26 protein-coding genes are annotated in these 24,840 nt (G+C 59.0%); 5 read left to right on the forward strand and 21 right to left on the reverse strand.

Going from position 1 to position 24,840, the window contains the following annotated elements; genetic code table 11:
• The first annotated feature begins 18 nt into the window (after positions 1-18).
• Positions 19-1,554, forward strand: a complete 1,536-nt coding sequence (locus tag JJB09_RS22905; RefSeq protein ID WP_201663416.1) for a sensor histidine kinase — start codon at positions 19-21, stop codon at positions 1,552-1,554.
• On the opposite strand, the gene JJB09_RS22910 is transcribed toward JJB09_RS22905, so the two are convergent.
• The 3 genes from JJB09_RS22910 to cobT form a co-directional block, all read right to left on the reverse strand.
• Positions 1,555-1,920, reverse strand: a complete 366-nt coding sequence (locus tag JJB09_RS22910) for a diacylglycerol kinase (RefSeq protein ID WP_201663417.1) — start codon at positions 1,918-1,920, stop codon at positions 1,555-1,557.
• Complete coding sequence (locus JJB09_RS22915; RefSeq protein ID WP_201663418.1) at positions 1,917-3,548, reverse strand: phosphoethanolamine transferase; 1,632 nt, start codon at positions 3,546-3,548, stop codon at positions 1,917-1,919. The genes JJB09_RS22910 and JJB09_RS22915 overlap by 4 nt, the downstream gene beginning before the upstream one ends.
• Positions 3,549-3,853: 305 nt before the next feature.
• Entirely contained in the window at positions 3,854-4,870 is a 1,017-nt protein-coding gene (gene cobT, locus JJB09_RS22920) for a nicotinate-nucleotide--dimethylbenzimidazole phosphoribosyltransferase (protein ID WP_201663419.1), read from the reverse strand.
• 128 nt (positions 4,871-4,998) lie between these two features.
• Between cobT and JJB09_RS22925 the strand changes: the two genes are divergently transcribed.
• From JJB09_RS22925 to JJB09_RS22935, 3 genes are read left to right on the forward strand one after another with little or no spacing between them, the layout of a single operon-like run.
• On the forward strand, positions 4,999-5,781 hold the full coding sequence (locus tag JJB09_RS22925) for an adenosylcobinamide-GDP ribazoletransferase (RefSeq protein ID WP_201663420.1): 783 nt from the start codon (positions 4,999-5,001) through the stop codon (positions 5,779-5,781).
• A 38-nt stretch (positions 5,782-5,819) separates the two neighbouring features.
• Positions 5,820-6,038: a DUF1289 domain-containing protein gene (locus JJB09_RS22930; protein WP_201663421.1), complete on the forward strand. Its 219-nt coding sequence runs from the start codon at positions 5,820-5,822 to the stop codon at positions 6,036-6,038.
• Positions 6,038-6,733, forward strand: a complete 696-nt coding sequence (locus tag JJB09_RS22935; protein ID WP_201663422.1) for a retropepsin-like aspartic protease family protein — start codon at positions 6,038-6,040, stop codon at positions 6,731-6,733. The genes JJB09_RS22930 and JJB09_RS22935 overlap by 1 nt, the downstream gene beginning before the upstream one ends.
• Positions 6,734-6,736: 3 nt before the next feature.
• Here JJB09_RS22935 and JJB09_RS22940 read toward each other — a convergent pair whose 3' ends face one another.
• From JJB09_RS22940 to yajC, 7 genes are all read right to left on the reverse strand, one after another.
• Positions 6,737-7,555 carry a sulfite exporter TauE/SafE family protein gene (locus JJB09_RS22940; RefSeq protein ID WP_201663423.1) on the reverse strand — a complete coding sequence of 273 codons (819 nt, stop codon included), beginning with the start codon at positions 7,553-7,555 and terminating at the stop codon, positions 6,737-6,739.
• Positions 7,556-7,651: 96 nt separating this feature from the next.
• Positions 7,652-7,903, reverse strand: a complete 252-nt coding sequence (locus JJB09_RS22945; protein WP_201663424.1) for a hypothetical protein — start codon at positions 7,901-7,903, stop codon at positions 7,652-7,654.
• Positions 7,904-8,006: 103 nt separating this feature from the next.
• Positions 8,007-9,182: an extensin-like domain-containing protein gene (locus JJB09_RS22950; RefSeq protein WP_201663425.1), complete on the reverse strand. Its 1,176-nt coding sequence runs from the start codon at positions 9,180-9,182 to the stop codon at positions 8,007-8,009.
• Between the two features lie 91 nt (positions 9,183-9,273).
• Positions 9,274-10,134: a phytoene/squalene synthase family protein gene (locus tag JJB09_RS22955; protein WP_201663426.1), complete on the reverse strand. Its 861-nt coding sequence runs from the start codon at positions 10,132-10,134 to the stop codon at positions 9,274-9,276.
• Positions 10,135-10,137: 3 nt separating this feature from the next.
• Positions 10,138-10,527, reverse strand: a complete 390-nt coding sequence (locus JJB09_RS22960; protein WP_201663427.1) for an Mth938-like domain-containing protein — start codon at positions 10,525-10,527, stop codon at positions 10,138-10,140.
• A 3-nt stretch (positions 10,528-10,530) separates the two neighbouring features.
• Entirely contained in the window at positions 10,531-13,086 is a 2,556-nt protein-coding gene (gene secDF, locus JJB09_RS22965; RefSeq protein ID WP_201663428.1) for a protein translocase subunit SecDF, read from the reverse strand.
• 73 nt (positions 13,087-13,159) lie between these two features.
• On the reverse strand, positions 13,160-13,516 hold the full coding sequence (gene yajC / locus JJB09_RS22970) for a preprotein translocase subunit YajC (RefSeq protein ID WP_201663429.1): 357 nt from the start codon (positions 13,514-13,516) through the stop codon (positions 13,160-13,162).
• Between the two features lie 301 nt (positions 13,517-13,817).
• Between yajC and JJB09_RS22975 the strand changes: the two genes are divergently transcribed.
• On the forward strand, positions 13,818-14,681 hold the full coding sequence (locus tag JJB09_RS22975; RefSeq protein WP_201663430.1) for an ATP-binding protein: 864 nt from the start codon (positions 13,818-13,820) through the stop codon (positions 14,679-14,681).
• Between the two features lie 57 nt (positions 14,682-14,738).
• Here the strand turns inward: JJB09_RS22975 and JJB09_RS22980 are convergent, their stop codons facing one another.
• The 11 genes from JJB09_RS22980 to nagZ form a co-directional block, all read right to left on the reverse strand.
• Positions 14,739-16,241, reverse strand: coding sequence for a peptidoglycan DD-metalloendopeptidase family protein (locus tag JJB09_RS22980; protein WP_201663431.1), 1,503 nt, complete (start codon positions 16,239-16,241; stop codon positions 14,739-14,741).
• 132 nt (positions 16,242-16,373) lie between these two features.
• Positions 16,374-17,027: a protein-L-isoaspartate(D-aspartate) O-methyltransferase gene (locus tag JJB09_RS22985; RefSeq protein ID WP_201663432.1), complete on the reverse strand. Its 654-nt coding sequence runs from the start codon at positions 17,025-17,027 to the stop codon at positions 16,374-16,376.
• 1 nt (position 17,028) lies between these two features.
• Complete coding sequence (surE, locus tag JJB09_RS22990) at positions 17,029-17,799, reverse strand: 5'/3'-nucleotidase SurE (protein ID WP_201663433.1); 771 nt, start codon at positions 17,797-17,799, stop codon at positions 17,029-17,031.
• A gap of 3 nt (positions 17,800-17,802) precedes the next feature.
• On the reverse strand, positions 17,803-19,086 hold the full coding sequence (gene serS / locus JJB09_RS22995) for a serine--tRNA ligase (protein WP_201663434.1): 1,284 nt from the start codon (positions 19,084-19,086) through the stop codon (positions 17,803-17,805).
• 173 nt (positions 19,087-19,259) lie between these two features.
• Positions 19,260-20,060, reverse strand: coding sequence for a twin-arginine translocase subunit TatC (gene tatC / locus JJB09_RS23000; protein WP_201663435.1), 801 nt, complete (start codon positions 20,058-20,060; stop codon positions 19,260-19,262).
• Positions 20,057-20,764 carry a Sec-independent protein translocase protein TatB gene (gene tatB, locus JJB09_RS23005; RefSeq protein ID WP_201663436.1) on the reverse strand — a complete coding sequence of 236 codons (708 nt, stop codon included), beginning with the start codon at positions 20,762-20,764 and terminating at the stop codon, positions 20,057-20,059. The genes tatC and tatB overlap by 4 nt, the downstream gene beginning before the upstream one ends.
• A gap of 61 nt (positions 20,765-20,825) precedes the next feature.
• The gene (locus tag JJB09_RS23010) at positions 20,826-21,017 is read right to left on the reverse strand and encodes a twin-arginine translocase TatA/TatE family subunit (protein WP_201663437.1); all 192 of its coding nucleotides are present in this window, start codon (positions 21,015-21,017) and stop codon (positions 20,826-20,828) included.
• 35 nt (positions 21,018-21,052) lie between these two features.
• Positions 21,053-22,090: an ABC transporter ATP-binding protein gene (locus JJB09_RS23015; protein ID WP_201663438.1), complete on the reverse strand. Its 1,038-nt coding sequence runs from the start codon at positions 22,088-22,090 to the stop codon at positions 21,053-21,055.
• A 146-nt stretch (positions 22,091-22,236) separates the two neighbouring features.
• The gene (gene scpB, locus JJB09_RS23020) at positions 22,237-22,926 is read right to left on the reverse strand and encodes an SMC-Scp complex subunit ScpB (RefSeq protein WP_201663439.1); all 690 of its coding nucleotides are present in this window, start codon (positions 22,924-22,926) and stop codon (positions 22,237-22,239) included.
• Complete coding sequence (locus JJB09_RS23025; RefSeq protein WP_201663440.1) at positions 22,919-23,782, reverse strand: segregation and condensation protein A; 864 nt, start codon at positions 23,780-23,782, stop codon at positions 22,919-22,921. Before JJB09_RS23025 ends, scpB begins: the two co-directional genes overlap by 8 nt.
• Positions 23,783-23,789: 7 nt before the next feature.
• Positions 23,790-24,806 (reverse strand): beta-N-acetylhexosaminidase, encoded by a 1,017-nt coding sequence (nagZ, locus tag JJB09_RS23030; protein WP_201663441.1) that lies wholly within the window; start codon positions 24,804-24,806, stop codon positions 23,790-23,792.
• Positions 24,807-24,840: the final 34 nt, after the last annotated feature.

Genomic DNA, 24,840 nt, shown 5'->3' on the forward strand with positions numbered 1-24,840 from the left:
GAGTTTCAGTTCAATATCATGAGTACCAGAAGCAGTTCTTCGCCCGACAAGAACATCGTCGATCGCTCCCGTATTTCAAAGAACCGCGACGTTGCGCGCACGGTGAGGAAGACACGTGACCGCTTGCAACTGGCAGGAGGTTCGGCAAGCAGTTTCGACCGGGAAATGCTGGCGCTGCACCTGAGCTCGCTTCAAAACACAGCGGTGCTGATGCCGCTCTTCGTGCTGTTGATCGGGATTTCAGCAAGCTATTTTTTCCCGAGCGTCAATCTTTACCCCTGGATGCTGGCCGCGCTGGCAACGCACTCATTCACAGTCGTGCTGCAGAGCAAAGCGCGAAAGTCCGAGCTGACACAGCAACATGCGGAGCGTTGGCGCATGCGCCTGCTTGGCGCCCAGTTGGTGTCGGGATTGTGCTGGGCCTGGTTTGCCTACAGCGACTGCTCCTCCTGCTCCGGCAGCGGCTTTTTCTATTTCAAGGGCGCGACTTTGATGGTGGCGCTTTCAACCACCTCGTTTACGCTGTTCATGCTGCGGGGCTCGACGCTCTACACATTCCTGCCCGTTGTAGTCTCACTCGGCATGGCCGTCATCCTCGGCGGAAGCCCGCTCGATCTGGCACTGTTGGCCGTCTTCACCATCGTACTGGTGTTCATGTCCTTCATCACCGACAGAATGTACAACACCAACATCAAGCTCTTGTCGTATCAGTCCGAGAAGGACGATCTGATTGCCGAGCTCGAAGTTGCCAACTCGATGTCGGATGAAGCTCGTCGTCGGGCTGAAGAGGCCAATCTAGCCAAATCGCGCTTTCTCGCATCGATGTCGCACGAGCTCAGGACACCGCTGAACGCCATCCTGGGTTTTTCCGAGGTTATGTCGACCGAGGTTCTGGGACCGCTCAACAACCCGACCTACAAGGAATATGTCGGCGATATCCACACGTCAGGCCAGCATCTGCTCAACCTCATCAACGAGATTCTCGACCTTTCGCGGATCGAAGCAGGCCGATACCAGCTCAGCGAAGAGGCTGTCCAGCTTGCTGATATCACCGAAGATTGCATCGGCATGGTGCAATTGCGTGCCAAGGCCAAGACCATCAGGATCGTGGATCAGTTCGAACCAGATATGCCCGACCTCTGGGCGGACGAAAAATCCATCCGCCAGGTCATTCTCAATCTGCTTTCGAACGCAGTGAAATTTACGCCCTCCGGCGGAGAGATCGTCGTCAAGGTGGGATGGACAGGCTCCGGCGGACAATACGTTTCCATCAAGGACAATGGGCCCGGCATTCCGGAGGAAGAAATCCCTGTGGTGCTGTCTGCCTTCGGCCAGGGTTCTATCGCCATTAAAAGCGCAGAACAGGGCACCGGGCTTGGTCTGCCGATTGTGCAGGCGATCCTGCACAAGCACGACGGACAGTTCCTGCTGAAATCGAAATTGCGCGAGGGAACGGAAGCAATTGCGATCTTGCCGGTCAAACGGGTCTTGCAATCGCTACCGGCAGTGGAGGAGGCTCAGCCTGTCGACCGCCGCAAGAAGAGCTTCGCCTGATCAGGAAATGACCACCCAGGCGATGTAAAGCGTTGCGGCAGCCAGCGTGCAGAACACGGCGAACGAGCCGAGATCCTTGGCATGCTTGCCGGTCGTCGACATTTCCGGAGACACCCTGTCGATCACTTCCTCGATGGCCGTGTTGAGCGCCTCGAAGCCGAAGGTGAGAAGGAAGATAATCACCAGCCCGAGAAATTCGGCCGGTGTCGCACCAACCGTCAAAAATATGCCTAGGCCGGCAAGAAAAAACAGGATTTCGTGACGGAACGCGGACTCCTGAAGGGCACGCGAAAAACCCGCATAAGAATAGCTGCCTGCCGCAAACAAATGTGCCAAGCCGGTCTTCTTGTCTACTGGTTCGTTCATTGAGTATGCCCCGTCGCGATATTTCGGCACTCTTTGAACACATCCAACTCAGGCTTGTAAACTGTTGTTTGGATGTTCATCAACCCGAGAACTGTGTGAAAGTAATTGTCGTGCGAGTAATGCCGGCCAGGCAATTGCTTCAGGCATGCATCATCCAACGAAGAAAGATTGCGGTAGTCCGGCGAAAGCCACGCAATCATCGGAATGTGCGTCTGTTCCGGCGGTGCGATCGCATAAGGCGCGCCGTGCAGGTAAAGCCCGTTCTCGCCGAGCGACTCGCCGTGATCGGACATGTAGAGAAATGCCCCGGCGGCAGTCTGATTGTGCTTTTTGAGAATGCCAATCACGCTTGCCAGAAAGTGGTCCGTATAAAGAATGGTGTTGTCATAGGCGTTGACGACTTCATCGATGGAACAGTTGGTCAGTTGCGGCGTGCGGCAATCCGGCTGAAACTTCCGGAACGCTTCGGGATAACGCATGTAATAGGCAGGACCGTGCGAACCGATCTGGTGCAGCACCACCACCGTATCCTTCTTCGCCGCACCGACAAGCGCATCCAGCCGCTTGAGAAACACGCTGTCCAGACAATCTCCGCGCGCGCAACTGACCGGGTCCTTCTCACCGGTTAGGCTGGTGAAGCTAATGAGGTCAGCCACACCCTTGGAGCCGGTATTGTTGTCCCACCAATAGGCATCCACCCCGGCGCGTCGCACGACATCCATCAGTGACTGGGTTGCCTTGGCTTTCCTCTTGCTGAACGCGTCGCGCGGATAGATCGAAAACATGCACGGCACCGAGTAAGCGGTATCCGTTCCGCAGCTTGTGGCATAGGGGAAATTCAGCACATCCAGCTTCTGAAGTTCAGGATTGGTCTGGCGCTGATAGCCGTTAAGGGAGAAATTCATGGAACGGGCCGTCTCGCCGACAACGAGAATGGTAACGACCGGCTTTTGCTCCGCCGATATCCACGGCCCACGATGGGCGTCGGTCGCTATCTGCTTGCGAACAAGGTTCCGCTCGCCATAGGCAGACAGCGAATAGTTGACCGCCGATGTGAGCGGACCTGAGGGATTGATGATCTCGAGCATGTCGTGGTTTTCCCTTATCGTCACGACAACAGCGCCAAGCTGTGAATACAGAAAGCCACCGGCGGCAAGCAGCAGTGCCGCCACAGCCGCAGAATTGTAGATAACCTTGCTGAAAAACGGCCGGTGGCGCACCCGTACCCAGAGTATCAGCAGACTGGGAAGAATGCCGAACAGCAATATGTGCAGACCGAATTGCCAGGTGACCAGATACTTTGCCTCGCCCGACGTCGTGGTCACCGCATTTTCGATCATCGCCCGATCGATGATCGTGCCGAACGTATCGGTGAAATACGCAGCCGGCGCCGAAACAAGGACAAGGAAAATATAGATCGGCTTGGCCAGGAAGCGGGAGGACACCGCAATCGCAGATGCAATGAACAGGGCTGCCACCATAAGCGCAAAGCCCCAGAAGACCGGCCCAACCCCAAAACCTTCAACCGCCCGCCTCCAGAAAGTGAGGTTGCCGACCGCCAGAAGATACAGCGACACAATGACTGCAAGCGTATTGCTGCCGATTTCAGGGCGTTTCGGAAACGTCATTCGTGGACATCCAGTTGAGTGGCCGCCAAGGCCGAACGGGCACCGGAAACTTCAGGTACTTTCCGTCAAAAGCGTCTGCCGACAGGTGGTGGTAGTTTCGGCGGAATTATGGCAAGCAAACCATCGGTCCGCAACCAATTCGCCTCCTGAGGCGGAATGCGCTGAAATCGTTCAATCCACAGAGCGAAAACCACGGATGCGCTATTTGCAATCGAGTCTTCGCGGTATTTACATGGACGGCGATTGCCGTGCATGCTCCGGGCGCGGCGAATTGCGCCACGTCCGGACCGCATTGTCAGCGATACCTACGCTTTGCCGGAAACGCCGGCGCTCTCGAATGTTGCCATGCCGGTGTGGCAGGCAGCAGCAGCCTTGACTATGCCGGCCGCCAACGCCGCTCCCGTGCCCTCGCCCAGGCGCATGCCCAGTGCAAGCAGCGGCGTCTTGCCCAGCCTCTCGATCGAACGCATATGGCCGGGTTCTGCCGACACATGGCCGATCAGGCAGTGATCGAGAGCCGAGGGATTGGCTGCCTTGAGGATAGAGGCTGCGGCCGTCGCAACATAGCCGTCGATGATGACGGGGATCTTCTCCATGCGCGCCGCGAGGATCGCGCCTGCCATCGCGGCAATCTCGCGCCCGCCCAGTCGCCGCAGGATTTCCAGCGGATCGTTGAGGTGATCCTTGTGAAACGCGACGGCTTTTTTTACCGCGGCGATCTTGCGTTCAAGCAGTTCGCCTTCCGATCCCGTGCCGGGACCAACCCAATCTTCCGCCTCGCCACCGTAGAGCGCCAAATGAATGGCGGCCGCAATCGTGGTGTTGCCAATGCCCATCTCGCCGATGCAGAGCAGATCGGTGCCACCGGCGATCGATTCCATGCCGAACGCCATGGTCGCCGCGCAGTCGCGCTCTGAAAGTGCCGCTTCCTCGGTGATATCGCCGGTCGGATAATCAAGCGCCAGGTCGAAGACCTTCAGACCAAGATCGTACGCCGCACAGATCTGGTTGATCGCAGCGCCGCCGTTGGAGAAATTGGCAACCATCTGCTTGGTCACTTCGGATGGAAACGGGGTGATGCGCTGGCGCGTGACACCATGATTTCCCGCGAAGATCGCCACCAGCGGCCGGTTCACCGCGGGCTTGCGTCCGCTCCAGGCAGCAAGCCAGAAGGCGATTTCCTCAAGCCGGCCAAGCGCACCGGGCGGCTTGGTCAGATGGCTGTCACGCTCGCGCGCATCGACCAGAGCGCGGGAATCCGGGCCGGGCAGATTGGCGATGAGGTTGCGAAAGTCATCGAAAGGCAGGCCGCTGACACTCATTCCGGGTATGCTCCTTAATTCTCTTTGCCTCTCTCGGGCGGACTTCTATTATCGGCAGACTCAGGCTGCGGCAATCGCCAAAAACGTCGCGTCACGCCGTTATATTAGAGCTTATGGAGATTGGCCGCATGAAGTTTGGCGATTACATCGACGATATTGCGCGCTCAACAGGCTTTCTCAGCCGGTTACCGGTGCCGGATCGCTTCTTTTCCGGCTACGATGGCGGCATGGGCCGGGCTGTGGGCGCCTTTCCAATAGCCGGGCTGCTGATCACTATACCGAGTGCGGCCATTTTTGTAGTTCTGCGCATGGCGAGTACCGAACCACTGCTGGCAGCAATGATCGCTTTGGCCGTTCAGACCCTATTGACCGGCGCGCTGCACGAGGACGGCCTGAGCGACACCGCCGATGGCGTGGGGGGCGGCCAGACGCGCGAGCGGGCGCTGGAGATCATGCGCGACAGCCGGATTGGATCATACGGCGCCAGCGCACTGGTCATCTCCTATGGAATTCGCGCCGCAGCGCTGGCTTCGATCGCGGCCTTGCTCAACCCCATTCAGGCCGGGCTATGCCTCGTCGCCGTCGCCGCCCTGAGCCGCACCGCCATGGTCTGGCACTGGTCGGCACTCCCGCCCGCCCGCCGGGACGGGGTTGCCGCATCTGCGGGACTGCCGGAGGCGGATGCAGTCAAGGCGGCTTCCGTTTTTGCCTGCGTCATCGCGGTGGTGGCGTTGTGGCCTGCGGCTGGCCTGGTGCCGATGTTCGCTGCCTTCGCCGCTTCAATTGCCGCCTCATGGGCCATGACCACCTATATCAGGTCAAGGCTCGGCGGGCACACGGGCGATACAATCGGAGCAACCCAGCAATGTGCTGAAATGGCTGCCCTTTGCAGCCTTGCACTTGCGCTGTAACGACACTACCTGCTTGATACCGTAAGTGATGGTGAACCATGGAATCCCCCTGCATTCTCGTCTGTTCGATCGATGACAAGACCGGCTTCTGCTTCGGTTGCGGCCGGACGCGCGAGGAAATCGGCGCCTGGATCGACTACTCGTCGTCGGAGCGCAAAGCGATAATGGCCGCGTTGCCGGCCCGCCTCGAAACGGTGGAGCGCAAACCGCGCCGCGAGACGCGCCGCAGCCGCATAGCCAGGGAGCAACAGAGCTGATGCGCAGGATTATCCTTTATGTGATCGCCGCTGTACTGATATTCCTTTTGATCAGTGCGTTTGCCGGCAAGAATAATGACCTCGATGGCGACAGCGCCGTGCACTTTTTCTATCTCGCGGCTCTGATGGTGCTGATCAGTTCCGGTGTTTTCGCCGCACAACGCAATCTGGGCGAGACATTCCGAAATCTGTCCCTCTGGGTGCTCATCATTCTTGGGCTGGTTACCGCCTATGTCTACCGCAATGACGCGCAGAACTTCGCCTCGCGGATTACCGCCGGACTGGTTCCCGGCCGAGCGGCCAACATCGTGGACGAAAATGGCTTCAAAACAGTCATTCTCTACCGCGCCGACAATGGCCACTATCAAGCTGACGTAACGGTCGACGGCATTTCAACGCCGATGATGATCGATACAGGCGCCTCGACCATCGCCCTGTCCTTCGAGGATGCCGAGCGTCTCGGCCTCAATCCGTCACAGCTCGATTTTACCGCCACAGTGATGACGGCGAACGGCCCAGCCCGCACCGCCTACGTCACACTGCCCGAAGTATCGATCGGCGGCATAACGCGGACGAATGTCCGCGCCGGCATCGCTGAACGCGGCAAGCTCGGCCAGAGCCTGCTCGGAATGAACTTCCTTGACACTTTGAGTTCGGTCAATTTTGCCGGCGACGAGCTCAGGCTTCGGGACTGAGCCTCAGGACAGACTGACGAAGAACCGGATCGAAACCGCCGTCAGGAAGAGGCCGAAGCCGATCTCGAGTTGCCGCCTGGAAAGTGAGTGGGCCAGCCGGACGCCGTACGGTGCGACATAGAGTGTCAACGGCATGACCAGGGCGACGGTGATCCAGTTGACGAAACCCGTGGAGAACGGCGGCAAACCGGACGCACCCCAACCGGCCCAGATATAGCCTATCAGGCCGGGGATCGAGATCAGCACGCCGACCCCAGAGGAAGTCGCAACCGATTGATGGACGGTCTTGCCGAAAAGCGTCATCCAGAGATTGGACATCACGCCTCCGCCAATGCCCATCAATCCCGAAAACAACCCGATTCCGAAACCCGCAGCCGTGTTGGCCACTCCCTTGGGGACATCATCACCCAGCCGCCAATGTTGCCGGTTGAGAAACATCCGGATGGCGATCAGCAACGACAGCACGGCGAAGATGATCCTGAGTTCGCGACCCGCAATGTAGGCGGCGATGACAGGTGCACAGATCGTGCCCAGCGGCACCCAGATCGTCCAGTTCCTGAGGATGTCCATATCGACTGCGCCACGCTTCCAATGTGCATGGAAGGAGCGGATCGACGTGGGGACGATGATCGCCAGCGATGTCCCCACCGCCACATGAGTGCGCACGGCTTCCGGCACGCCGAACAAGCCATACACCTGATAGAAGACGGGAACGAGGATCGCGCCTCCGCCGACGCCGAAAAGGCCAGCCAGCAGACCGGCGACCGCACCTGCGGCGATCAGCGCAAGCGCGAAAACAGCGAGTTCTTGAAAGGGAGGCATTCGATCAGATCCGACGACAATGGGTCCGGATCTGCTATCGCCTGTGCGTGATCGCGACAAGCTCACATGTGGGCGAAATGGTACGGTAGATCGGGATCAGGCCCAGCGGCCCGCGCCATCGCATCCCTTGGGCGGAATCGGAACGGTGCCGAAGCGCTTTTTCAGCATGTCGCAGCCGACCCTGTTGATTGGACCTGGCATGATCGCGTTGATACTGGCGCCAAAATTGTCATAGGGCGTATCGGCATGGGCGACATAAGCATACCATTTGCCGCCGATCAGAAGCACCACGGTCGCCAGGAATGTAACCCGTATAAAAATTGGATGTCGTTTTCTCTGCTTCGTCATGACCCGCAAATCCCGCTGATGTCGTGACAGTAACGGGCGGCTGTTAATCTCTATTCAGCCGGGTCCGGAAAAGTTTAAATATCTGTGTCAAAAATGGGGCAGTCTACAGGCTGCAATGTCTGTATCCGGACTTGCGGTAGCGCAGGTCAAAGTGAAAATGGTCGCCGTGATAGGCATCGCCCGGTCCCAGAACTGTGCTGAAATATTTGCAGGAATCGGATCTGACCGTCTTGAGCAGCCCCTTCTCGCGGAAAGCGAAGAAGCCCTTCTTGCGCACATCGATGACCTTGTTCGATTTCAGCACGAATTTGCCGATGTCGATCGCGTTGCCCTTGGCGTGCTCCGACCACGGATTGCGCGATCGGGAGTTCATCTTGCGGCAGGAATAGGACGACATCTGATAGATCGTCTTGATCCCGGAGAAGTAGCGCAGTTGCGCCGCCGGCACGAGTTCGTTCTTCACCCACTTTGCGAAGATCCGCGTCATGCTGCAATTCAGCTTGGCGGCTGGCTTCAGCTGTATGCCTCCAGCAAAGCCCGTCACTTCGATGGGATGGGCAATGCCACAACTTGGCCCGTTCGAAATCGGCTCGAGATCCCTGAACCTAACACCCATCCTGGTGAGTTCGGCGCGACAGGCTCGATCCGCCGAGGTCAGACCACCATAAGATTCGGGAACCTGACTGGGATCCGAAAAACGAGGAATGAACGCAACCTGTGTCTCGGCCTGCCGGTCCCGGCGCTTGCTTGGCAGGGTAATCTGATTGGCTGAATTGGCCGCTTCGGATGAGATGTCATCGCTGGCAGCAGACGCCCTGCGCTTCATTTCCACGGGTGCGTCGGTGCCGATGCCATCGACTACCGGCTGATCTGTATTGCCCTCGGCGATGTCCATGGATTGCTCTTCAGCAAGTCCCATTGGGGCCACGCCGAGATTGGCATCCATGTTAACGCCCTGATCCGAAACGGGCTGTTGGTCGGCCACCGGCTCTTCGTCGAGCTTCGGCAGCCGCTTGGTATCGACTCCCGAGAGATTTGGCGTATCGAGATAATCGCCCCGCTCAGCGCTTTCTGTATTCGTTGACGAGTCGTCCAGGTTGCTCTCAGGAACGGCATAGGTTGCCGTCTGCTCACGTCGCACGGGCTCAATTGCGGAAACCGTTGAAGATCCGTCGATATCGGCTGGCGGAATCATGGGACCGGAGCAGCCCGTAAGCGCAACCGAAAGCGCTATTGGCAGGCAGGCCCGCCACAAATCGATACCAAACGCAAAACTCATGGTCACACACGCCGGTCAATCCGGTCCAAGCGTAAACCCTATCGCGAGACTGGTTACCGAAACATGAATCGGTGCATTCGAAAACTCTGTTTTAGAACACACCCCGGCGGGCGGCGCGCCACATCCGCCACTGCCGAGCCAGCTGCGATGGCTGGACCATCCGCTCTCGCAGGCTGGCTCCCGCTCGGGCGGCACGGTCGAAAACCGGCTCGGCAAGTGCAGCACCAAGAAACGCAAGGTTGAGCGTCGGGCTTACGTGCCCCCTGGCCGCGGCACGCGCGCTGGCCAGATGGTCGCGCCCGAGTCCGACGAACGCGTCGATTGCCGCCTTGCAGCGATCATGATCGGCGCCGTCGATGAATGCGCCGGCATTCAGTCCCGTCGCCTGCAGAATCGTTGCCGGGATATAGACCTGATGGCGTCTGATGTGGATCGGCATGAGCATGAGGCAGCCGGCAGTCGCCTGCGCAACACCCGCATGACCGGCCGCCTCAGCGCTGCGAGCAGCATTGGCTGGATCAAGGATCAGTGCGGCGAGCTGTATCAGGGTAGACGCGGTTTCGCCGGCATAGCCCTCAAACATCGCGGTGTCGCCCATCGGATCATCATAGAGGTCGAAGATCCTGGCGTCGGTCATTGCAAGCAGGGGTGATCTGGGAAGATCGTACTCGGCAATCACCTGGAGCAGTCCCGCAGCAAGCGGGTTGGCGAGACTGTCGCCTTCCGCGGTTCCTTCAAGGACATCCCGCCACCACTGCAGGCGGATTTCACCGGGCAACGGTTCACGGATAACATCGCGAATACGGGCTATTTCAGCATTGAATGTGTAGAGCGCGGCAACCGCGCCGCGCTTGTTCTCTGGCATCAGCAAGCAGGCCAGATAACGATCGAAATCGGTCGATCGCAGCGTATCGAGGCAAGCCTGGTACGCATCGGCACGCGATAGACTCATCTCCTACTCCACGGCAACGAGCGCTGCCGCCGCAGCCCTGTCTTCGCCAAGCAATATGTTGAAGGTCCTGACGGCTGCACCGGTAGACATTGAATCCGCGGAAATGCGGCTCTCCCGGAACAGCGCCCGAAGTTCTTTGGGCAGAAGCTGCATGGACATGCCGGTGCCAACCAGCAACACTTCTATTTCAGCTGCTTCGGCAAGAACCCGCTCAAAATCCGCGGCAGTGAGCGGCTGCCCTTCCCCGACATCCCAACCGTAGATGCCGGAAGGCAGGCAAAGGATCGAACCCCGATGGCTCATGTCGGCAAACCGGAAACCACCATTCCCGTAGGCATCGATGGGCGCGCGTCCCGGGAAATGCTGTTCGCGAATGATGATTCCCTTGGCCAATGGTCAGACCGCCGGGCTCTGGATTTCGGCCGTCGCCTTGTTGTCCTTGTCCTTGTCGAACGTATCAGGGCGCAGCTTGAAGAGGATCAACACCGGCGCGGCGATATAGATCGACGAGAATGTACCGACGACAACACCGAACAGCATCGAGATCGTGAAGCCGCGGATAACATCGCCGCCGAACACCACCAGCGCCAATATGGCGATCATCGTGGTCACCGACGTTAGGATCGTTCGTGACAGCGTCGAGTTGATCGATGTGTCGATCAACAGCGGCAAAGGCATCTTCTTGTATCGCCTGAGGTTCTCACGCAGGCGGTCATAGACGACGACCGTATCGTTCAGGGAGTAGCCGACAATCGTCAAAACCGCCGCGATACTGGTTATGTCGAACTCCAGCCCCGTGAAGACAAAAAGTCCAATCGTCAGCAACAAGTCATGCAGCGTCGCGATGATGGCGCCGATCGCGAATTGCCATTCGAACCGGACCCAGATGTAGCCCATGATCGCAATCAGCGACAATCCGACACCGATAATGCCAGTCATCGCCAATTCCCCGGAGACCGAGGGGCCGACGACTTCGACGCGGCGGAACTCGTATTGCTCGCTCAGTTCCCCACGAATCTTGTTGACCGCCGACTGCTCGGCATTTTCGCCGGCTTCCTGGCTTTGTACACGCACGAGCACATTGCTCGGTTCGCCAAAGCCCTGCACCTGCAGGCCGCCCAGGTTGAGCGTCCCGAGCCTTTCGCGGATATCGCCGATATTCGCGTCACCCTGCTTGGCCTTCAACTCGATGATTGAACCACCGGTGAAGTCGATACCAAGGTTGAGGCCAAGCGTTGCGAAACCGGCAATGGCACCGATGGTCAGGGCCGCCGAGATTGCGAAGGTATAGTTACGGATTGCCATGAAGCGAATCTGGGCGAAATCGAAGAAGCCTGTGCGGACACCCTTGGGCAGCGCCTTCGGACGCGTCCGGCGCATCCAGATCGCAATCATCAACCGCGACACGGTGTAGGCCGTAAAGACCGTCGTGATGATGCCGATGGAAAGCGTGATCGCGAAGCCGCGAACCGGGCCGGATCCCATGTAGAACAGGATCACGGCAGCGATGAGCGTCGTCAGGTTGGCGTCGATAATCGTGCCGAATGCCTTGTTGAAGCCCGCTTCCATGGCCTGCGGGATGGATCGGCCCGCTTTGACCTCTTCGCGGAAACGCTCATAGAACAGAACGTTGGAGTCAACGGCCTGACCGATCGTCAGCACGATGCCGGCGATGCCTGGTAATGTCAGCGTGGCGCCCAGCAGCGACAGGATCGCGATGATCATCAACACGTTGATAATCATCGCCAGGTTGGCGATCATGCCGAGCGTTCCGTAGAAGAACGTCATGAAGGCAATAACAGCGATCAAGCCGATGACACCGGCGATGAAGCCGGCCCGGATCGAGTCGGCGCCGAGGCCAGGCCCGACCGTACGCTCTTCAACCACGGTCAAGGTTGCCGGCAGTGCACCAGCGCGCAGCAGCACAGCCAGGTCATTGGCGGACTCAACGGTAAAGTTACCGGAAATCTGCCCCTGACCGCCTAGAATCGGCTCATTGATGACAGGCGCGGTAATCACCTGATTGTCGAGTATCACCGCGAAGGGTTCGCCGACGTGCTCCTGCGTGACGCGTCCGAATTTCTGTGCACCAGCTGAATCGAAACGGAAGGAAACGATCGGCTCGCTGTTCTGCTGGTTGAAGCCCGGCTGCGCGTCGACCAGGTTCTCGCCCGACAGGATCGCAGTTTTCTGGATCAGGTACGGAACCGGCGGGTCGTCATTGGAATAGACCACTTCCGAGTTTGCCGGAGGACGGCCATTGACGGCGTCGACTGCAGGCATCGAATTGTCGACCAGATGGAAGGTCAACTTGGCGGTCTGGTTGAGGATTGCCTTCAGGCGCTGCGGATCGTCGAGACCCGGCACCTGTACGATGATACGATCGCTACCCTGCCGCTGGATCAGCGGCTCGGTCGTGCCGAGTTCATCAACGCGGCGGCGAACGACTTCAATGGACTGCGAAACCGCCGACTGGACGCGATAGTTGATGCCCTGATCCGTCAGATCCAGCTCGAAAGCACCGTCATCGGTGTTCGAAAGCGTTGCTTCCTGAATGGAGCCGCCGGAAAGGCCTCCGAGGCTTACCAGTGCCGTCAAATCCTTCAACGCATCCCTGGCGGCGTCGATCTGGGTCACGTCGCGCAGTTTGAAGGTCAGCTTCTGGCCCGAGCCGTTCAGGCCGGTATAACCGATGCCCGCCTTGCGCAGATTGGTTCGAACATCGTCGAGTGCGGTCTGCATCCGCTCCTTGACGATGTCACCGCGCTCCAGCTTCAGCATTATGTGCGAGCCGCCCTGCAGATCGAGGCCGAGCGTCATGGTCTTCTTCGGAACCCACGAAGGAAGCGCGTCCAGCGTCGCCTTGGGCAGGAAATTGGGAATTGCCACAAGGATGCTGAGCGCCGTGGCCAGCCAGATCAGGATTGCTTTCCAGCGGGAAAAATAGAGCATGGGTCTCTCGATGCGCGTTTTATGACTGGCGTGGCCTTGAGTTGCGGGCCTTGCCGGCCCGCGCCAGAAGCGATTACGGCTTGTTGGCGGCCGTCGGTTCCTTGACCGGCTCGCTCTTGACCCGAACTTCGGCGATCATGCTGCGTGCAACACGAACCTTTACGCCGTCGGAGATTTCGGCTTCGAGCTCATTGTCGTCGACCACCTTGGTCACCTTGGCGATCATGCCGCCGCCGAGAACAATCTGGTCACCGCGACGAATGTTCTTCAGAATCTCTTCGCGCTTTTTCACTTGCTGGCGCTGCGGCCGGAAGATCAGGAAATAGAACACCACCAACATCGGCACGAACAGAATGATAATATCAAACCCCGAGCCGAGCGACGACGAAGATGGTGCTGCCGACTGGGCAAAGGCTTCAGTGAAGAACATAAGTTACTCCCGGACAAATTCATTGATGCGGCAGACTCTAAGCCGCTTTCTGGAGGCCGGAATATAGGAACATGGCAGTCCTTTGCAACAGCACTGTGGAAAATTTGCCCGTGAAACCACCGTTTTGGACCGTATCCGACCTTTTCGTGCTGCGGCCCCCATGCTACCCGGCGGCAATACAGCTCGGCGCGTCACAATCGACGTGAAAAGGAGGCTGTAGACTTTGAGCGAGCACACTGCTCCCCGCCGGCCCATTGCGGTGAATGAGACAGCGTGCCGACAGATAAGCAGGAGCCGGACCATGCGTGAAGACCTATTGAAATCGATCCTCGGCGAACTGAAGCGCCTGGCCGATGCGGCCGACCGCGCGGCGGGACCTGCCCCTACCCCCATAAGCTGGGATGATGCGGATTGTTTCGTCTGGAACCCTGAGCGGCATTCGCTGACTCCGGTCAAGCGCCCGAACCGGGTCGATCTGACGCTCATTCGTGGGGTCGATCACGTTAAGACCATCCTTCACGAGAACACCGACCGGTTTGCCGAGGGTTTTGCCGCCAACAACGTTCTACTGTGGGGTGCGCGTGGCATGGGCAAGAGCTCCCTGGTCAAGGCCATACATGCCTCGATCAACGTCGAGCGCAAGACATCCATGAAGCTCGTGGAGGTGCATCGCGAAGACATCCAGACGCTGCCGGTGCTGATGGACATCCTCAAGGCAGCACCTCATCGGGTGATCCTTTTCTGCGACGACCTATCCTTCGACAATGACGACACCTCCTACAAGTCGCTGAAGGCAGCACTCGACGGCGGCATCGAAGGCCGGCCGGAGAATGTCATTTTCTATGCGACCTCGAACCGCCGGCACCTTCTGCCGCGCAACATGATCGAGAACGAACAATCGACGGCGATCAACCCTTCGGAAGCTGTCGAGGAAAAGGTTTCGCTATCTGACCGCTTCGGCCTTTGGCTTGGCTTTCACAAGTGCAGCCAGGACGATTATCTCGCCATGGTCGACGGCTATCGGGAGTATTTCAAACTCGATATCGAGCCCGAAAAGCTGCACTTCGAAGCCCTTGAATGGGCAACGACGCGCGGCTCGCGGTCCGGCCGCGTTGCCTGGCAGTACATCCAGGACCTGGCGGGGCGGTTGCGGCAGACCGTTTGATCAATGCAAAAAGCCCGGCTTTCGCCGGGCTTTTCATGTTTCCTGCAGACGCAAAACCTACTGGAGGAAAGTCATCGGATTAACGGCGACGGCGTTCTTGCGCACCTCGAAGTGCAGCTTCGGACGCTTGGCAGCGCCGGTCATGCCGGAGTTGGCGATCACCTGTCCGCGGGTCACCTTGTCGCCACGCTTGACACCGAGCGAAGCTGCATTGCCGTATACCGTTACCGTTCCGTCATCGTGACGGACGAGAACCGTGTTGCCGAGATCCTTGAGGCCGGAGCCCGAATAGATGACGACACCGTTTTCGGCAGCCTTGACCGCAGTGCCTTCCGGAACCGAGATGTCGATGCCCGCATTGCGCGTGCCTTCGACATTCTGGCCGTAGCCGGCAATGACTGCTCCGCGAACTGGCCAGCGATACTTGCCAATGCCGGTGGCATCGGGCGCATCCTCGCCGTTGTCGGCAGACTTCTGGACTTCCGCGACGCTCTTTTCCGCGACTGGTGGCGTGTAGGTCTTCGGCTTGGCCTCGGCGGTCTCCTTGACCTTGCTGTCAGCCGGGATCGACGCCGTCTTGACGTTGTCGGCACCCGGCACCGGTATCTTGATGCTCTGGCCGATCCGGACCGAAGCCGTGTTCATGCCGTTGGCCTGCTTGAGCGCGTCAATGCTGACCTTGTGGTTGCGGGCAATGCGGGCGAGCGAGTCACCCTGTTTGACCACGTAGAGGCCACCGTTCTCGGCGTTGTCAGCAACCTTGTCGGCGCTCTTTGCCTTGTCCCTGGCGGAAGCCGTCGGCAGAATTGCCTTGTCCTGCTCGGGGAGCTTGCCGGGGACCGGAACTTTCTTCTTTCCTTCGGCTGCGAGTTCGACCGGAACACCCTTGGCCTTCAGATCGACCTTGGCGGCAACCGGGATAAGCAGGGACTTGCCGTATTTCAGGTCAGCCGCGGTCTCCAGCTTGTTGGCCCGCAGGATTTCGGCCTGCGGTACGCCGTAGCGTGCCGAGATGCCGGAAAGCGTTTCGCCGCTGCGGATGACAATCCGCGGCGAGCGATCGGAAACGATCCACCTGCCCTTGATCGTGCCGGTGCTGATGGGATCGGCTTCGACCCTGATCTTGCCTGGAAGCGCCTGGTTCAGGGCAACCTTTTCCTCGGCGCGTACCGTGGGCGTCGAAAGCTCGGTGCGCTGAACCCTAATCGGATTGACTGAAGCCCTGGCGGGTGACAGTTCTGTCGTCGAGGTGCTTATTGGATCGTAACCGGCATTGGCCGTGTTCCGCCCGGGATAAGGCTGGTCGAGCGCCGCATCGCCGCTCAGATCCTGGTTATTCCCCGCATTGGCAATGTCCTCACGTGGCGTTGGCAGTTTGCCATTCACCGCGTTGACCTTGTGGGGAATTGAGTTTGTCGTGAGCCCGTCCGTTTTCGATGAGAATAACCCGTCAAACCGGGTTACATCCGAACTACAACCCGAAGCCGCGCCTGCGAGCAGGAAGGCGGTAACGAGACGGAGAGGCGATACTCTGGACTTTACAATTTCTGTGTTACGCATGACCCAACCCAAGCAACGCATTTACTTGGATTCATTAAAGCGCGTTAGTGTTACTGGCGGGTTAACGCACATGCGGCTTCGCAAAAATAAGCAAAAAAACGATAACCTTAACAGGAAGTTACCGCTACCGCTTCAGAGTATCTGCGCCATCTGCGGCACCATGGGTTGATAGGGCGTATCGAAAAGCTCCACCCGCTCGAAGCGGCTGCCGGACTTGGTAAGTTTGACCATGCGCGCGATCCCGTCGTCGCCGACAATGGGCGCGAGCATCATTCCACCTGAAACGAGTTGTTCGGCATAAATGCGCGGCATGGAGGAAAATGCCGCGGTCACCAGGATCCGGTCGAACGTACCCTCCCCCTGCAATCCCATGCTGCCATCGGCCTGCCGGACGATGACATTCCTGAGCGCCAGCTTATCCATCCGCTCTTGGGCAAGATTAACCAGCGTCTTGTAGCGATCGACAGTCAGCACCCGCTCTGTCAGCCGCCCCATCACGGCGGCGGTGAAACCGCTACCCGTGCCGATTTCGAGCACCCGATGACTGGATTTCAACTTCATCAGGCTGATGATTTCGGCCGCCAGGTCAACACCCTCGATCAGCGCGCCGCATTCGATCGGCAGGCTGCGCGAGGACCATGCGCTGGCAACGTGTTCAGAGGGCACAAACAGGTGCCGAGGGGTCTGTTCGATGGCGTTGAGCAGGTCGGTATTGTTGATCCCCTTGGCACGCAGCCTCAGGCATAACGCGGCAAATCCTTCCTTGCCGATCCTGCTTTGAACCATCTTACATCCCTTCCACAACCGCCTGCTGGATACGATCGAGCAGGCTGTAATCTGTCAGATCAAGTTTGAGCGGCGTTACCGAAATCTTGTTTTCCCTGACCGCGAAGATATCGGTACCTTCACGGAAATCACCCGTCCGACCGTCGAATTTCAGCCAGTAATACGGCAATCCCCGGCCATCGCTGCGCTTTTCGACGTTGATGCCGAAATCGAGCTTGCCCTGCGCCGTCACAGCGATACCGTTGACGTCCTCCGGCTTGCAGTTGGGGAAGTTGACGTTCATGAACGTCCAGTCCGGCATGTCCACGTCGATCAGTTGCCGAAGCAGCTTTGGCGCATAGAGTTCAGCGATCTCCCAAGGGATACGGCGCTCGCCGTCATTGTAAATCGCAGCCTGCGACAGCGCGAAAGACTTGATCCCCTGAAGGGTGCCTTCGATTGCCCCGGCTATGGTGCCAGAATAAGTGACATCGTCAGCCATGTTGGCGCCGTTGTTGACACCCGAAAGGATGAGATCGGGCTTGGCCTTCGCCATCACTTCCTTGACGCCCATGATGATGCAGTCAGTCGGAGTGCCGCGAAGGGCGAAGCGCTTTTCGGAAACTTGCCGCAAACGCAGGGGCTCGGAAAGCGTCAGCGAATGGGCAAGCCCGCTCTGGTCTGTCTCAGGCGCCACGATCCAGACGTCGTCGGAAAGCGTCAACGCTATCCTTTCGAGGACCGCCAGGCCCTCGGCATGAATTCCATCATCATTGGTCAGCAGTATGCGCACGTATCAGCCCGCCTTCTCGATCTTCGTCAGACCGCCCATATAGGGCAGCAGCACATCCGGAACCGTCACCGAACCGTCTTCGTTCAGGTAGTTCTCGAGAACCGCGATCAGTGCGCGGCCAACTGCCGTGCCCGAACCATTCAGCGTATGGACGAACTTGATGCTCCGGTCGGCCTTGTCGCGATATCGCGCATTCATGCGACGGCCCTGGAAATCACCACAGACCGAGCAGGAGGAGATTTCGCGGTAGGTATTCTGTCCGGGCAGCCACACCTCGATGTCGTAGGTCTTGCGGGCACCAAAACCCATATCGCCGGCGCAGAGCGTCATGGTGCGGAAATGCAAGCCCAACCGCTTGAGCACGGTCTCGGCGCATTCCGTCATCCGCTCATGTTCGGCAACCGAGCTTTCCGCGTCGGTGATCGACACCAGCTCGACCTTCATGAACTGGTGCTGGCGCAGCATGCCACGGGTATCGCGACCGGCGGCCCCCGCCTCGGAGCGGAAACACGGCGTAAGCGCCGTAAAGCGCAGCGGCAGCTTGTCGTGTTCGAGGATTTCCTCGCGCACCAGATTGGTCAGCGGGACTTCCGCGGTGGGAATCAGCCAGCGGCCGTCGGTCGTGCGGAAAAGGTCTTCGGCAAATTTCGGCAGCTGGTTGGTACCGAAGGCTGCATCATCACGCACCATCAGCGGCGGCTGGACCTCGAGGTACCCATGTTCCTGCGTATGCGTGTCGAGCATGAACTGACCGAGTGCGCGCTCCAGCCGGGCAAGCTGCCCTTTCAGGATGGTAAAGCGCGACCCGGCTATCTTGGCGGCAGCTTCGAAATCCATCCAGCCGAGCGACTCGCCTATCTCGAAATGTTCGCGCGGCGCATGAGTCCAGGTCGGCTTGTCGCCTGCCGTGCGCTTCAACACGTTGTCGTTCTCGTCCTTGCCTTCTGGCACTTCGTCGAACGGAATATTGGGCAGGCGCGACAGCGCTTCGTTGAGTTCGGCGGTGAGTTGCCGTTCCTCGTCCTCGGCGGCGGGCAGCAGAGTCTTGAGCTCGCCGACTTCGGCCTTCAGCTTCTCCGCCAGCTCGGCGTTCTTCTGCGCCATGGCGGCACCGATTTCCTTGGAGGCGGTATTGCGGCGCGACTGCATATCCTGCGCCTTCTGCACGACGGCACGGCGTCTTTCGTCCAGCGCGATAAGCGCCTGAGCCTGCGGCTCGGCATTGCGCTTGCGCAAAGCGGCATCCAGTGCCGCGGGGTTGTCGCGAATCCATTTGATATCGAGCATGTGAACACCTGGTTCTGAAACAGAAAGCAGGAAAATCGTTGACCGACTCCTGCCATTTATAGGGTTTTGGCGCGAAGCGACGTCAAAAACAAGCCGCAATCACTGGCAGCAGCCTCTTTAGAACGGACGCAATCGGTTCCCGGTTCCTCGAAGGGGCTGCTGGACTGCACCCGTCAGGATGCAGTCTTGTCTTCGATCGCGTCGCGAGATCGGCCTTTTTCGATCATTCGAGCGGTGAAGATCGAAATTTCATAAAGCAGAATTGTGGGGATCGCCAATCCGAGCTGGGAAATCGGATCCGGTGGCGTCAACACGGCCGCAACGATAAATGCGATGACAATCGCATATTTCCGCTTTTCAGCCAGCGTCTTGGAACTCAGCAGTTCGACACGCACCAGAAGCGAAGTGATAACCGGCAACTGGAACACAAGACCGAATGACAGGATCAGGGTCATGATCAGCCCAAGGTATTCGGAAACCTTCGGCATCAGCGAAATCGCCACATGGCCTTCGCCGCCAACCTGCTGCATCGACAGGAAGAACCACATCACCATCGGCGTAAACAGGAAATAGACGAGCGCGCCGCCAAGCAGAAACAGCAACGGCGAGGCAACAAGGAAGGGCATGAACGCCGCACGCTCGTTCTTGTAGAGGCCGGGCGCGACGAATTTGTAGATCTGGGTCGCGATCACCGGGAAAGCAATCACCACGGCGCCGAACATCGACACCTTGATCTGCGTGAAGAAGAATTCCTGCGGCGCGGTATAGATCAGTTCAGCCTTTGCCAGATCGAGGTTCGACCAGATCACGGCCGTCTGGTAGGGAATGACGAGCAGGTTGAACAGTTGCTTGGCAAAAGCAAAGCAGAGCAGAAACGCTGCAAAAAAGGCCACCACCGCCCATATCAGCCGGCGGCGCAGTTCGATCAGGTGCTCGAGGAGCGGCTGCGGCTTGTCTTCGATTTCTTCGCTCATGCCTCGTCCGCCTTCACGGTTTTCTTACGCGGGGCGGCCTTTTTCTTGGGTGCGACTTCGGCGGCAACGACAGGTACGTCTGCCGCCACCGGCTTCTTTTTCGGGGCAGCTTTGCGAACAGCAGGTTTGGCTGCCTTGACATCCGTCACATCAGCAGCTTTGACGGCTTTGACTTTGGCGGCTGCCGGCTTTGACCGGGTCGGTGTCGCGGCGGTATCAGCAGCAACAGGCTGAGTGGCAACTGCAGCCTGGACAGCAGGCTGAGATACACTGGCAGCCGGCGCAGCCGCGACGGCGCCTTGCACAGGCTCGGCTTCCTGAACTGCCGGAGCGATCGTTTCTCCAACGTTTGCATCGCCTTCTTCGGCTTTCTTCACGTCAGAAACCGAAGCATTGACGCTGTCTGACGCCTTCTGCAGATCGGACTTTATGTCCTGCCCGAGCTGCCGGAGCGGATTGATTGCGTCACGGAGCGTGTTGGTCGGGTTCAGCTTATTAACTTCATCCAACCCCTTGCGGACGTCGTCAAGCTCTGCTTCTCGCAGCGCTTCGTCAAATTGCCCTTTGAATTCATTGGCCATGGAACGCAACCGCGTCGCCATACGGCCGAATGTGCGCAACATCCCCGGCAGATCCTTTGGACCAACCACGATGATCAGAATGAGCGCGATGACAAGGATCTCGCTCCAGCCGATTTCAAGCATCTCGCATTATCCTGGGCCGGGGCGGCGACACGGCCAGCCCCGGTTAAATTTGGGGATGAGGTTACTTCACTTCGTCGGCTTTGTGATCGACGGTCGGGGCCTTGTCAGCCGTTTCTTCTTCGGCCATCCCCTTCTTGAAGTTCTTGATGCCCTTGGCCACGTCGCCCATCAATTCCGGGATTTTTCCACGGCCGAAGAAAATCAGCACAACCGCAAGAACGATCAGCCAGTGCCATACACTAAAAGAACCCATGCCTACATACTCCCAATTTCACGCACTGACCTGATTTAGTCATTATTTGCGGCTTTTTCAAATACCAATGCATCACGTTCGTTAACTGAAACAGTGACGTCCCGCAATCCCGACGCCACGAGATCGGCGCGAATTCGTGCCCTTACAGGATGTTCGCTGCCAGCGATTGCGAGCGTGAACATTTCCACCGTTCCGAGAAACCGACGCGAAATGATCCGAGCCTGAACAGGCCCATCTCTTTCGGAGACGATCACGCCGGGCAGGCGTACCGCGACATCGGCGCGTTTGCCCTCGCCGATGTCATGAGCTGAAAACGCACCAAGCGGCGTGTGGACCCTACCGCCTTCGACGACGCCCTCGAACCTGTTGATTTCAGAGAAGAACTGCGCAGCAAAGAGGTTCTTCGGCCGCCTGTACAGGTCTTCCGACGTGCCGTACTGGACGAGCCGACCATCCTTCAACAACGCAATTCGGTCCGCCATTCGCATGGCTTCCTCAGCATCGTGGGTCACGATGATCGCAGTCACCTTGGCCTCGCTGAGGATTGCCAGCGTTTCCGATCGAACCGAGTCCTTGAGCCGTGCATCCAGGCCAGAAAATGGCTCATCCATCAGCAGCACAGTCGGGCGCGGCGCAATGGCGCGGGCAAGCGCCACGCGCTGCTGTTCACCACCGGAAAGAAGATGGGGATACTTATCGGCATAGTGAGCCAGCCCCACGCGAGTCAGTGCTGCCAAGGCTTCGGCAAGGGCTTCTGCTTTCGACATCGCCGTCAGGCCGTAGCGGACATTGTCGATAATCGTCATATGCGGGAAAAGGGCGAAATCCTGAAACATCAGGCCAATGCCACGCTTTTCCGGCGGCAGGAATGCGGATGGACCTGCTATTTCCTCGCCATTCAGCAAAATGCGCCCGGACGACTGTGCTTCTATGCCAGCGGCAATCCTGAGCAAAGTCGTCTTGCCGGAGCCGGAAGGGCCAAGCAGGCACAACACCTGCCCCGGCTCAACCGTCAGTGACAAGTTACAGATCGTTTCCCGCGCGGCATAGCGATGCGAGATTTGCTCGAACATCAGGCTCGAAGCAAAGCTAACGCCAGCGGTTCGATACGAACCTGAACCGTTGAAGGCGACGGAGGAATTCTTGTGTGGAGGGCTTGTTTTCGGATTCAAGGCACTAGCTCTACGCCGGTCTACCGGGGCGTCAGGGAAACATGACCCTATTCATCCGCTTCACCGCCGGGAGTCAAGAGCCCCAGTTCCTCAAGGTCGAGCTGTGTGATCGGATCCTCTTCGGAAGACAGGTCGTCCTCGCCCCTGGGCATGGGCACCGACATTCCGGCAGGAATGCGCCCGGAAAGCATGCCGGCGGCCTTCAATTCCTCCATGCCGGGCAAATCGCGGATCTCCTCCAGCCCGAAATGGTCGAGAAAGTCACGGGTCGTGCCGAAGGTCACCGGTCTGCCGGGCGTACGCCGGCGGCCGCGGAATTTCACCCACCCAGCCTCCAGCAGCACATCGAGCGTACCCTTGGACGTCTGTACACCGCGGATGTCCTCGATCTCGGCCCGCGTTACGGGTTGATGGTAGGCAATGATCGACAGCACTTCCAGAGCGGCACGGGACAGCTTCTTGGCCTCCTGCCCTTCCTGCCGAAGCGCGAAGGACAGATCCGATGCTGTGCGAAAGGCCCAATGGCCGTCGATGCAAATCAGATTGACCCCGCGCCCGGCATAAAAGCGCCGGAGGGCACCAAGCACTGCCGAAACGTTGGTATCTGCCGGCAGGCGCTCGGCGATGTATCCCTCGGAAACAGGAGTCGCGGAAGCAAAAATCAAAGCCTCGGCGGCGCGCGCGGCGTCGCTGGCAAGGATCTGACCGATTTCTTCCTGTGTTTCTTCGTCAATCATTGCCGGCCTCCATGGCAACGATATCGGCCTCTGTCAGTGGCCTTGCGCCGGTTCGCATCAGGATCTCGGAGAATGGACTGTCCTGTCTGATTTCGATGCGCCCTTCCCTGACCAGTTCGAGGGTGGCGGCAAACGAACTGGCGATTGCCGTCGGCCGCTCATCGGGGTCGCTCATATAGCGGCGAAGGAAGCGGTCAAGTGCAGTCCACTCCGGCAGGTCACCGATAAGCCGCGCGAGCATCAGGCGCGCTTCCGCCAGCGACCAGACCCTGCGACGGGCAATCGTGACATTGGTCACGGCCTGGCGCTGCCTGAGCGACGCGTAGGCGGACAGCAGATCGTAGAGATTGGCCTCATAGGCAGACTTGTGCTCGACCGGGATGATCTCCGGGGCGCCGCGAACGAAGAAGTCGCGTCCCAAGCGGTCGCGGTTGACCAGCCGGTTCGCCGCGTCGCGCATCGCCTCCAGGCGTCGCAAGCGAAACGCAAGCGTTGCCGCCAGCTCCTCACCCGATGGCCCCTCGTCTTTCGGCGCTTGCGGGATGAGCAGGCGCGACTTGAGGTAAGCGAGCCAAGCCGCCATGACCAGATAGTCGGCCGCCAGTTCCAACCGAACCTTGCGGGCCTGCTCGATGAAATGCAGATACTGTTCGGCCAGCGCCAGCACCGAGATGCGCGCCAGATCAACCTTCTGGTTTCGGGCAAGATGCAGCAGCAGGTCGAGCGGGCCTTCGAACCCGCCGACATCGATGACCAGCGCCGGCTCATCATTGTCCGGCCGGCGTACTTCCGGGTCGCCCCAAAGCTTCTCCATCGGGGCTGCGGTATCGGATGTGCCCGTCCCCGGTCCCGCCATAAGAGCCTCAGACTGTTGGGAGGAGTGCGTTGAACTCGGCGCGTATCGCAGGTTCGTCCGAACCGTCGACATTGCCGAAGGCGGCCTCGACCCGACGCGTCCTTGCAAGCGCTGCTCCCTGCAGGGGGTGCACCTCCGCCACGACCGCCTTCATCTCGTCCATCACCCCATTGCAGTGAAGAACGATATCGCAGCCGTTGTTGGCGATCGCATGCGCCCGTTGGCCGAGCGTGCCGGCAAGCGCATTCATAGAGGAGTCATCGGACATCAGCAGGCCTTCGAAGCCGATTTCTCCACGGATGATCTGTTCGATCACCTTGCGCGATGTCGTGGCCGGGCTAGTCGGATCGATCGCCGAATAGACCACGTGTGCGGTCATGGCCATCAATTCGCCCGCCAGCGCCTTGAACGGCGGGAAATCGTGCGCCATCAGGTCGCTCAGAGGCGTGTCGACCACTGGCAACTCGTGATGGGAGTCGGCAAAACCGCGCCCATGGCCCGGAATATGCTTCATGACGGGCAGAACGCCGCCGGCCTTCAGGCCATCGGCTGCGGCACGCCCCATGTCGGTGACGATCGCCGGCTGTTTTCCATAGGCGCGGCTGCCTATGACGTCGCTTGCGCCCTCGACAGGCACATCAAGCACCGGCAGGCAGTCCACGTTGATCCCGAACTTCAGGAGGTCAAACGCATGCAGGCGCGACATAAGCCAGGCGGCGCGCCTGCCTTTCTCGGGATCAGCATTGTAAATTGCGCCGAGATCGGCACCGGACGGGTAGCGCGGACAAATCGGTTCGCGGATCCGCTGGACACGTCCACCTTCCTGATCGATGAGGACGGGAGCGTTGCGGCCGCCGACCGTGTCGCGGAGGCTTGCGACGAGATCGCTGATCTGTTGCGGCTCGCCGATATTGCGCGCAAACAAAATGAAGCCCCAGGGCTGCTCGCCCCGGTAAAACGCCTTCTCCTCGGAGGTGATTTCACGTCCGGCGACGCCCAGAATAACTGCTTGTGATTCGCTCATGGCCCAATGATAAGTAATGCGTTGAAAAAGGCGA

The organism is Phytoamicus setariae (assembly GCF_016722925.1).
Lineage (GTDB): Bacteria > Pseudomonadota > Alphaproteobacteria > Rhizobiales > Rhizobiaceae > Rhizobium_E > Rhizobium_E setariae.

Bases quoted from the DNA above. Each gene is read 5' to 3' on its own strand.
- JJB09_RS22905 (WP_201663416.1), top strand. From the start codon at position 19: ATGAGTACCAGAAGCAGTTCTTCGCCCGACAAGAACATCGTCGATCGC.
- JJB09_RS22910 (WP_201663417.1), bottom strand. From the start codon at position 1,920: ATGAACGAACCAGTAGACAAGAAGACCGGCTTGGCACATTTGTTTGCG.
- JJB09_RS22915 (WP_201663418.1), bottom strand. From the start codon at position 3,548: ATGACGTTTCCGAAACGCCCTGAAATCGGCAGCAATACGCTTGCAGTC.
- cobT (WP_201663419.1), bottom strand. From the start codon at position 4,870: ATGAGTGTCAGCGGCCTGCCTTTCGATGACTTTCGCAACCTCATCGCC.
- JJB09_RS22925 (WP_201663420.1), top strand. From the start codon at position 4,999: ATGAAGTTTGGCGATTACATCGACGATATTGCGCGCTCAACAGGCTTT.
- JJB09_RS22930 (WP_201663421.1), top strand. From the start codon at position 5,820: ATGGAATCCCCCTGCATTCTCGTCTGTTCGATCGATGACAAGACCGGC.
- JJB09_RS22935 (WP_201663422.1), top strand. From the start codon at position 6,038: ATGCGCAGGATTATCCTTTATGTGATCGCCGCTGTACTGATATTCCTT.
- JJB09_RS22940 (WP_201663423.1), bottom strand. From the start codon at position 7,555: ATGCCTCCCTTTCAAGAACTCGCTGTTTTCGCGCTTGCGCTGATCGCC.
- JJB09_RS22945 (WP_201663424.1), bottom strand. From the start codon at position 7,903: ATGACGAAGCAGAGAAAACGACATCCAATTTTTATACGGGTTACATTC.
- JJB09_RS22950 (WP_201663425.1), bottom strand. From the start codon at position 9,182: ATGAGTTTTGCGTTTGGTATCGATTTGTGGCGGGCCTGCCTGCCAATA.
- JJB09_RS22955 (WP_201663426.1), bottom strand. From the start codon at position 10,134: ATGAGTCTATCGCGTGCCGATGCGTACCAGGCTTGCCTCGATACGCTG.
- secDF (WP_201663428.1), bottom strand. From the start codon at position 13,086: ATGCTCTATTTTTCCCGCTGGAAAGCAATCCTGATCTGGCTGGCCACG.
- yajC (WP_201663429.1), bottom strand. From the start codon at position 13,516: ATGTTCTTCACTGAAGCCTTTGCCCAGTCGGCAGCACCATCTTCGTCG.
- JJB09_RS22975 (WP_201663430.1), top strand. From the start codon at position 13,818: ATGCGTGAAGACCTATTGAAATCGATCCTCGGCGAACTGAAGCGCCTG.
- JJB09_RS22980 (WP_201663431.1), bottom strand. From the start codon at position 16,241: ATGCGTAACACAGAAATTGTAAAGTCCAGAGTATCGCCTCTCCGTCTC.
- JJB09_RS22985 (WP_201663432.1), bottom strand. From the start codon at position 17,027: ATGGTTCAAAGCAGGATCGGCAAGGAAGGATTTGCCGCGTTATGCCTG.
- serS (WP_201663434.1), bottom strand. From the start codon at position 19,086: ATGCTCGATATCAAATGGATTCGCGACAACCCCGCGGCACTGGATGCC.
- tatC (WP_201663435.1), bottom strand. From the start codon at position 20,060: ATGAGCGAAGAAATCGAAGACAAGCCGCAGCCGCTCCTCGAGCACCTG.
- tatB (WP_201663436.1), bottom strand. From the start codon at position 20,764: ATGCTTGAAATCGGCTGGAGCGAGATCCTTGTCATCGCGCTCATTCTG.
- JJB09_RS23010 (WP_201663437.1), bottom strand. From the start codon at position 21,017: ATGGGTTCTTTTAGTGTATGGCACTGGCTGATCGTTCTTGCGGTTGTG.
- JJB09_RS23015 (WP_201663438.1), bottom strand. From the start codon at position 22,090: ATGTTCGAGCAAATCTCGCATCGCTATGCCGCGCGGGAAACGATCTGT.
- scpB (WP_201663439.1), bottom strand. From the start codon at position 22,926: ATGATTGACGAAGAAACACAGGAAGAAATCGGTCAGATCCTTGCCAGC.
- JJB09_RS23025 (WP_201663440.1), bottom strand. From the start codon at position 23,782: ATGGCGGGACCGGGGACGGGCACATCCGATACCGCAGCCCCGATGGAG.
- nagZ (WP_201663441.1), bottom strand. From the start codon at position 24,806: ATGAGCGAATCACAAGCAGTTATTCTGGGCGTCGCCGGACGTGAAATC.